This is a genomic window from Zunongwangia sp. (assembly GCF_048269745.1).
Taxonomy (GTDB): Bacteria; Bacteroidota; Bacteroidia; order Flavobacteriales; family Flavobacteriaceae; genus Zunongwangia.
On sequence record NZ_JBLXIB010000002.1, the window covers coordinates 443,506 to 451,030 of the forward strand.

The following is a 7,525-nucleotide window of genomic DNA, read 5'->3' on the forward strand; positions in this document are numbered from 1 at the left end:
TTAAAAAAATTAAGAAAATTGTAAAGTCGGAAAACAACCGAAAACGTTTTCTGAAAATTTATATACAAATCTAACTTTTTATTTAACAAATTGCTAAAACCATAGTATATGTATGAAATTTTACAACAATCAAAAAAACTCAAAGTCTGCTGTTTGCTATTCTTTGTATTTTTTTCTCATTCTATTTTAGCGCAACAACGAGAAATAAGCGGTAAAGTTTTAGATAATTCAGGTTTACCTTTACCGGGAGCATCTGTGTTATTAAAGAATACTTCTAATGGAGTAGTTACTAATTTTGATGGTGAATTCGAAATTACCATTCAAGAGGGAAAAGATCAGATCCTTTTAGTTTCCTATATAGGATTTTTGGAAAAAGAGGTTGCTTTAACGACCGAAACTTATTATGAAATTACGCTCCAACCTAATGAAGAGGCATTAGATGAAGTTGTAGTAGTTGGTTATGGGACTAAAAGGGAAAAGGATGTAACAGGATCTATTAGTACCATTAAATCCGAGAATATTTCTCGTACAACTTCAACAACCACAGCAGGTGCTTTGGCCGGTAAAATTCAGGGGGTCTCTGTTCGAGCTCAGGATGCAAGACCGGGCCGTGGTGCTGCATTAGAAATTCGAAATATGGGAAATCCTCTTTATGTAATCGATGGTGTTCCCTATGGCGGAGATAATGGTCGTGACTGGTTGCAGTCAACAGGAAATTCAGGTAACGACATGTTCAATTCATTAAATCCAGAGGATATAGAAAGTATTACTATTCTTAAGGATGCTTCTGCTGCTGTTTATGGGATGCGAGCTGCAAATGGAGTTGTACTGGTAACCACTAAAAAAGGAAGAAAGACAGATCAGCCAAAGATCAATGTTAATGGTTATACAGGTTGGCAAAATCTTACCAGATTTCCGGATCTTGCTAATGCAGCACAATATACCAGAGGTCTTGTAGAAGCAGCCCAAAACGAAGGTCGTGACCCAAATACCGTTTTTACTCCAGAGGAATTACAAAAATGGCAGGAGGGAACCTTACCTGGTTATCAAAGTTACGATTATTATGATTTTGTTATGAGAGATAATGTTCCACAGTATCATGTAAATGCAAGTGTATCAGGTGGAACAGATAAAACTAATTATTATCTATCATTGGCCAATACAAATCAGGAAGCTTTATTGGACGATTTCGCGTATGAACGAACAAATTTACAGGCTAATATCGAATCGCAGATAGCAGATAGATTAAAAGTAGGTACACAAATAAGTGGTAGAATAGAGGAAACTAATGATGTTGGTTTGCCGGGAGGTGATGGCTATTTTTCTGCAATATTAGGCTTGTTTAGTAATCTACCAACTACCCCTCCGTATGCTAATAATAATCCGGAATATCCTAATCATACTAGAGACTTTTCAAGAAATCCAGCATTATTTAAAAGGGATATTGTAGGATATAAGGATAATTTTGCCAGAAACCTGAATGTAAACTTATATGCTGAATATGAATTTTCTTTCGGCTTAAAAGCAAGAGGAACCTATTCTTACAACTTCAGTAATAATAAATTTGATGGCTTCCAATACAGATATGATGTATTTACTTACGACGAAGCCAACGATACTTATAATGCTACAGGAGGATCTGACGCTGGTTGGAGATATCAGGCAGAGCGGGAAGATATTAGTACATTCTCTCAAATAAAATTAGATTATACCAAGAAGATCGATAAACATTCATTTTCTGCGATGGCTGCTTACGAACGCTCTGATTTTGAACAGGATTATCAACAAATGGGAACTAACCCATCTAATGATTATTTACCGCTATTAGAATTTAATCAATTAAACTCCTTCGCAGATGGTTGGAACTATCAGGCACGAGTAGGCTATATTGGTAAATTTAATTATAGCTACGATGATAAATACATTGTCGAATTATTAGGAAGATACGATGCATCCTATTTATACCCCAAAGGAGACCGTTGGGGATTCTTTCCAGGTATTTCTTTAGGTTGGAGAATTTCAGATGAAAAGTTTTTTGAACCGCTTACTGGTGTAATCGACGATCTTAAAATTAGAGCTTCTACCGGGGAAACTGGCCAAGAACAAGGAGTGGGAATGTTTGATTATTTAGGCGGCTATACTTGGGATAATGGAAGTGCAGTATTAGATGGAACTTATACTACTGGACTGAGGCCAAGAGACTTACCGATTACAAACTTATCATGGGTAACTAATACCAATTCTAATATAGGTATTGATCTAACAATGCTTGATAATAAACTTAGTGTTACGGCAGATGTTTTTAAAATAAGGAGAACCGGTGTTCCTGCACCAAAGTATGATGTTTTACTTCCAAGTGAAGTAGGATATACTTTACCAGAGGAAAATCTTAATGAAAATGGTTATAATGGAGCTGAAGGAATAATTACGTACAAAAGTTCTATAAATGACTTTAATTATTCTGTTAGTGGAAACTTCACTTATTCAAGATACAAAAGTATTTCAACCTATAAACCACGTTTTGGAAACTCCTGGGCAGAATATAGAAACTCTGCAGAAGACCGTTGGGGAGGTATCTGGTGGGGATATCAGGTTGTGGGAAGGTTCCAAAATGAAGAAGAAATTAGAAACTACCCTATAAATATTGATGGTCAAAATAACCGGACGTTATTACCTGGAGACTTTATTTACAAAGATGTAAACGAAGACGGTGTGATTAATGGGATGGACGAGCGTCCTATTGGCTACCCAGATAGCTGGTCTCCAATGATATCTTATGGAGGTACGATCGCAATGAATTGGAAGAATATCGACCTTACTATAGATCTAGCAGGAGCTACCATGCAATCCTGGTATCAGAACTATGAGCTAAGAAATCCATTTCACGCAGGAGGAAACTCTCCAGCTTATTTATTGGAAGATCGTTGGCATAGAGCAGATCCTTACGATCCTGAAAGTGAATGGATTCCAGGACGTTATCCTGCTATACGTAACGGAAACGTTGGGCCAAACCACCGTAATAGTGATTTCTGGTTAACTAATGTATGGTTTTTGAGACTTAGAAATATTGAACTGGGCTATACTTTACCTAAAGAATGGGTTTCAAAAGTAAATGTAGACAGACTACGTTTTTACGCAACCGCTTCTAACCTGGTTTCATTTGATAATGTAAACGGTTTCGAGATCGATCCAGAAATATCAGCAAATGCTTCAGTAGTTTATCCACAACAAAGAACAATTGTGGTAGGTTTAAACCTTTCACTTTAATAGAAGTTATTAAAATATTATTATGAAACATACAATTTTACGCATCATAATGGTTGCATGCTTTATAGGCGTTATAGGCTGTGATAACGATGCATACCTAGAACGTCAACCCAAAGATATTATTGGGGATGAACAATTATGGAATGATCCTGCTTTGATTAAATCACTTCTTGCTAACTATTATGATAGATTACCAAGTTTACATGGTGTATTTAATGTAGGCGGAATGACAGAAATAGACGATGCCATGTGGTCTGGTCATAACGATCAAAACTGGAGAAATGATTTTCAGTATGGTTATGATTACGGTCGTTATTGGGATTATGGTTTTGTAAGAGATATTAATTTAGCTCTTGATAATCTGGAGGAGTTTAGTACTGAAATTGATGTAGACCAGAAAAAACTTTTTGGAGCAGAACTTAGATTCATCAGAACTTTTGTTTATTTCGAAATGGTAAAAAGAATGGGCGGAGTACCATTGGTAACTGAACAACTTATTTATGATTATAGTGGTGATCCTGAATACTTGCAAATACCAAGATCTACTGAAGCTGAAGTTTATGATTTTATTTATGCGGAATTAGAGGATATTAAAGATGATCTAAAAGATAATAATGATAGTAAGACACGAGCTAATTATTATACGGTTTTAGCTTTAGAAAGTAGGGCCATGTTATATGCCGGCTCTTTAGCTAAATATAATAACTTGATGGATAACCCAATTACTTTGCCAGGTGGAGAAGTAGGTATTCCCGCAGGTAGGGCTAATGAATTCTATACAAGGTCCCTAAAGGCCTCACAGGAAATTTTACAAAACGGAAATTACGCTTTATATGATAAAAATCCAGATAGAGGAATGAACTTCTACGAAATGCTAATGGATAAGAACAGTAACGAGGTAATTTTTGCAAAGGATTTTCAGAATAGCCTAAAAACTCACGGCTTTACTTTCGAAAATATCCCAAGAAGCTTGACAGAGGATAATGAATACCCATCAAATCTAACTCCATCTTTGAACTTAGTGGAAAGTTTTGAATATTTGGATGGTAGCGATGGTGAATTGCGAATCACAGATGCCAGTGGTAGCCCTGTAGTTTATGATGAGCTTACCGATATTTTTGATAATAAAGATGCTCGTTTATATGGGACTGTTATTTACCCAGGAACTTCTTTTAGAGGACTACAGGTTAGTTTGCAGGCCGGAGTAGCCGTGTGGAATGGCTCTGAATATTCTTATGAAACTTCTCAAAAATTAGGAAGTGTTTATAGCTTTCCTGACGGAAGCGGTGATGGAGGACTATGGACAGGTGCCGATGGACCGCAGGATAATGCACAGTTTGTAAGTAATACAGGGTTCTATATTCGCAAATTTTTGAGTGATGCTTCAGGAGCGAGCACTAGAGGAGTTGCTTCAGAAAATTGGTGGCCTTGGTTCCGTTTAGGAGAAATCTATTTAAATGGAGCAGAAGCTGCATACGAATTAGGGCAAGCTGAAACAGCTACAACCTACATCAATACTTTGAGAGAACGCGCAGGTTTCCCTGCAAATAGTATTACTAACCTTACTATGGAAGATATACGTAACGAGCGCCGTGTAGAACTGGCTTTCGAAGATCATCGTTTCTTCGACTTAAAACGCTGGAGAATAGCACACGAAATCTGGGATGGAGATGAGAGTAGTGAAAAGGCTGTTGTTTATGGCTTATATCCATATAGAATTTTTCGTCCCGGGCATCCAGATAATAATCATTATATCTATAACAGGATGAGACCTACCAGATTTAGAAGAGCTCGCCTTTTTAGATTAGGTAATTATTACGCTTCGATAGATCAGGGAGTTCTTAATAATAATCCAAAGCTGGTTAGAAATCCTTTCCACTAGAATTTTAACCCTTAATGAAAATTTATTTGTAATGAAAAAATATATAAAATATAGCCTTGTAGCGATAAGCTTGATGCTGATAGGTTGTGAATTAGATAATTTTGATGCACCTAACGCGATGTTGGAAGGACAGGTGACCTATCAGGGAGAACCTATATCTGTAAGATCTAATAGTGCTGAATTTCAAATATGGCAGGATGGTTACGCTTTAAATGAATTAATCCCTGTTTATATTGCACAGGATGGTTCGTATTCGGTTTCTCTCTTTGAAGGAGAATATAAACTGGTTCGCCGTGGAGGCGATCCTTGGTTGCCACAACCAAGCGATACTATTGTGGTTCAGGTAAGTGGAAATACTCAGGTAGATGTACCAGTAACACCATATATCAATATCTCTAACGAAAGTTTTCAGGTAAATGGATCAACTTTAAATGCTAAATTTCAAATTGATCAGATCGTAGAGGATACTAATGTTCAGGAAATAAACATTCTGCTTAGTAAAAATGTTCTTTTAGATGCAAAAATAAACAACGCTAAAGAGATAATAGAAATTGAAAATTTGGAATTTGGGAAAAGTAATTCAGTAGATGTAGAAATACCAGAATCTTTAAGAGCTGAAGGCTATCTATTTGTTCGGATTGCGGCTAAATCTTCGATGGCTAACGAGTTAATTTATACCCATGCACAAAAGATCGATCTATAGGATTTTTATAATCCTATTACTGGTCAGATTTTCCTGTTTAGGGCAATCTAGCGTAGAAAACGCTACAAGTATTGTCTGTCAAATTAAAATAGATACCTCTGTTGTTTACCAAAACATAGACAATTTTGGAGCCTCAGATGCATGGTCCTGCCAGTTTGTAGGATTGTGGCCAAAAAGTAAAAAAGAAAAAATTGCCTCCTTACTTTTTAGTAAGGAGGTAGATTTAGACGGTAACCCTAAAGGAATTGGTTTATCACTTTGGCGATTTAATTTAGGAGCAGGTAGTAGTGAGCAGGCAGAGAAAAGTGATATTAAAGACGAATGGCGTAGAGCGGAATCCTTTCTTAATAAGGATGGTTCTTATAACTTTCAAAAACAAAAAGGCCAGGTTTGGTTTGCACAAAAAGCTAAAGATTATGGGGTAGATCAACTGCTGTTATTTTCCAATAGCCCACCGGTAGAGTTTACCAAAAACAACAAAGCCTATAGTGTTTCTGGTCAGATTTCTAATTTGCATAAAAGTGAGTTTCAAAATTTTGCTACTTATTTAACCAATTCGGCTATTGGTTTAGAAAAAATGGGATTAAAGGTAGATTATATTAGTCCTTTAAATGAGCCACAATGGGATTGGGCTGATGCCGGGCAGGAGGGAACTCCTTTTTGGAATCATGAAATTGCAGATTTTGTAAAAGTTCTGGATTCAGAAATAACAAAAAAAGGTATAAAAGCCAAAATAGATATTACTGAAGCGGGACAAATAAATTACCTCAGCAGAGAAGATAATCGGCCAGGAAGAGGAAATCAGATCACAGAATTTTTTAATTCTGAATCTAAAAATTTCATAGGTAATTTACCTAATCTTAGCCATACCATTTCTGGACATAGTTATTTTACAACATCACCAAATCAAAAATTGATAAAAGAAAGAGAGACTCTTTTTGAATCTTTAAAAGCAGTAGAAGGACTTAAATTCTGGATGTCTGAATATTGTATTCTGGGTGATAATAATGGCGAAATTGAAGGAAATGGAAGGGATCTTGGTATAGATCCGGCTTTGTATATGGCTAAAGTAATTCATAGCGATTTGGCAATTGCTAATGCATCGGCATGGCATTGGTGGATGGCAATTTCCCCCTATGATTATAAAGATGGATTAATTTATATTGATAAAAATAAAGAAGACGGTAATTTCTATGAGAGTAAAATGCTTTGGGTTTTAGGAAATTATAGTAGATTTATTAAGCCCGGTAGCAAAAGAGTCAAAGTTTCTTCTTCTAATAAGAATAGCTCTCTTTTATACTCTGCATATCACAGCAAAAGCACAAATGAAATTATTACTGTGGTTATTAATAATGGAGAAGACAGTCAATTAATAGATCTGAGAAATCATTCTGGAAAAAGCCTTAGAACGTATACAACATCTTCAACTAGTAACCTAGCTTTTGAAAAAGTTTCAAACTCCACAATAAAAATTCCAAAGAAATCTATAGTTACCATTATTAAAAATTCTAAAGGCTAGTCAGTAAAATTAAACCTATGAAAAAGACCTTTTTAAGCCTACTTGGATTGTTGTTCTTTACCGCAACGTATGCACAGCAAAACGAGTGGGAAGATCCAACTAAAGTAGACCGGCATAAGCTTGATGGCCGTAGCGACTTTGTATTATACAGTTC

General features: G+C 36.0%; 4 protein-coding genes. All 4 read left to right on the plus strand.

Annotation, left to right across the window (positions count from 1 at the left end):
* The first annotated feature begins 108 nt into the window (after nt 1–108).
* From ACN0WI_RS04805 to ACN0WI_RS04820, 4 genes are read left to right on the plus strand one after another with little or no spacing between them, the layout of a single operon-like run.
* Complete coding sequence (locus ACN0WI_RS04805) at nt 109–3,267, plus strand: SusC/RagA family TonB-linked outer membrane protein (protein WP_417885495.1); 3,159 nt, start codon at nt 109–111, stop codon at nt 3,265–3,267.
* 22 nt (nt 3,268–3,289) lie between these two features.
* Nucleotides 3,290–5,149, plus strand: coding sequence for a RagB/SusD family nutrient uptake outer membrane protein (locus ACN0WI_RS04810; protein ID WP_417885496.1), 1,860 nt, complete (start codon nt 3,290–3,292; stop codon nt 5,147–5,149).
* Between the two features lie 31 nt (nt 5,150–5,180).
* Nucleotides 5,181–5,852 (plus strand): DUF3823 domain-containing protein, encoded by a 672-nt coding sequence (locus ACN0WI_RS04815; RefSeq protein WP_417885497.1) that lies wholly within the window; start codon nt 5,181–5,183, stop codon nt 5,850–5,852.
* Nucleotides 5,830–7,371 (plus strand): glycoside hydrolase, encoded by a 1,542-nt coding sequence (locus ACN0WI_RS04820; RefSeq protein ID WP_417885498.1) that lies wholly within the window; start codon nt 5,830–5,832, stop codon nt 7,369–7,371. The genes ACN0WI_RS04815 and ACN0WI_RS04820 overlap by 23 nt, the downstream gene beginning before the upstream one ends.
* The last annotated feature ends 154 nt before the right edge of the window (nt 7,372–7,525 follow it).

Coding starts and splice junctions, on each gene's coding strand:
- ACN0WI_RS04810 (WP_417885496.1), top strand. CDS start 3,290: ATGAAACATACAATTTTACGCATCATAATGGTTGCATGCTTTATAGGC.
- ACN0WI_RS04815 (WP_417885497.1), top strand. CDS start 5,181: ATGAAAAAATATATAAAATATAGCCTTGTAGCGATAAGCTTGATGCTG.
- ACN0WI_RS04805 (WP_417885495.1), top strand. CDS start 109: ATGTATGAAATTTTACAACAATCAAAAAAACTCAAAGTCTGCTGTTTG.
- ACN0WI_RS04820 (WP_417885498.1), top strand. CDS start 5,830: ATGCACAAAAGATCGATCTATAGGATTTTTATAATCCTATTACTGGTC.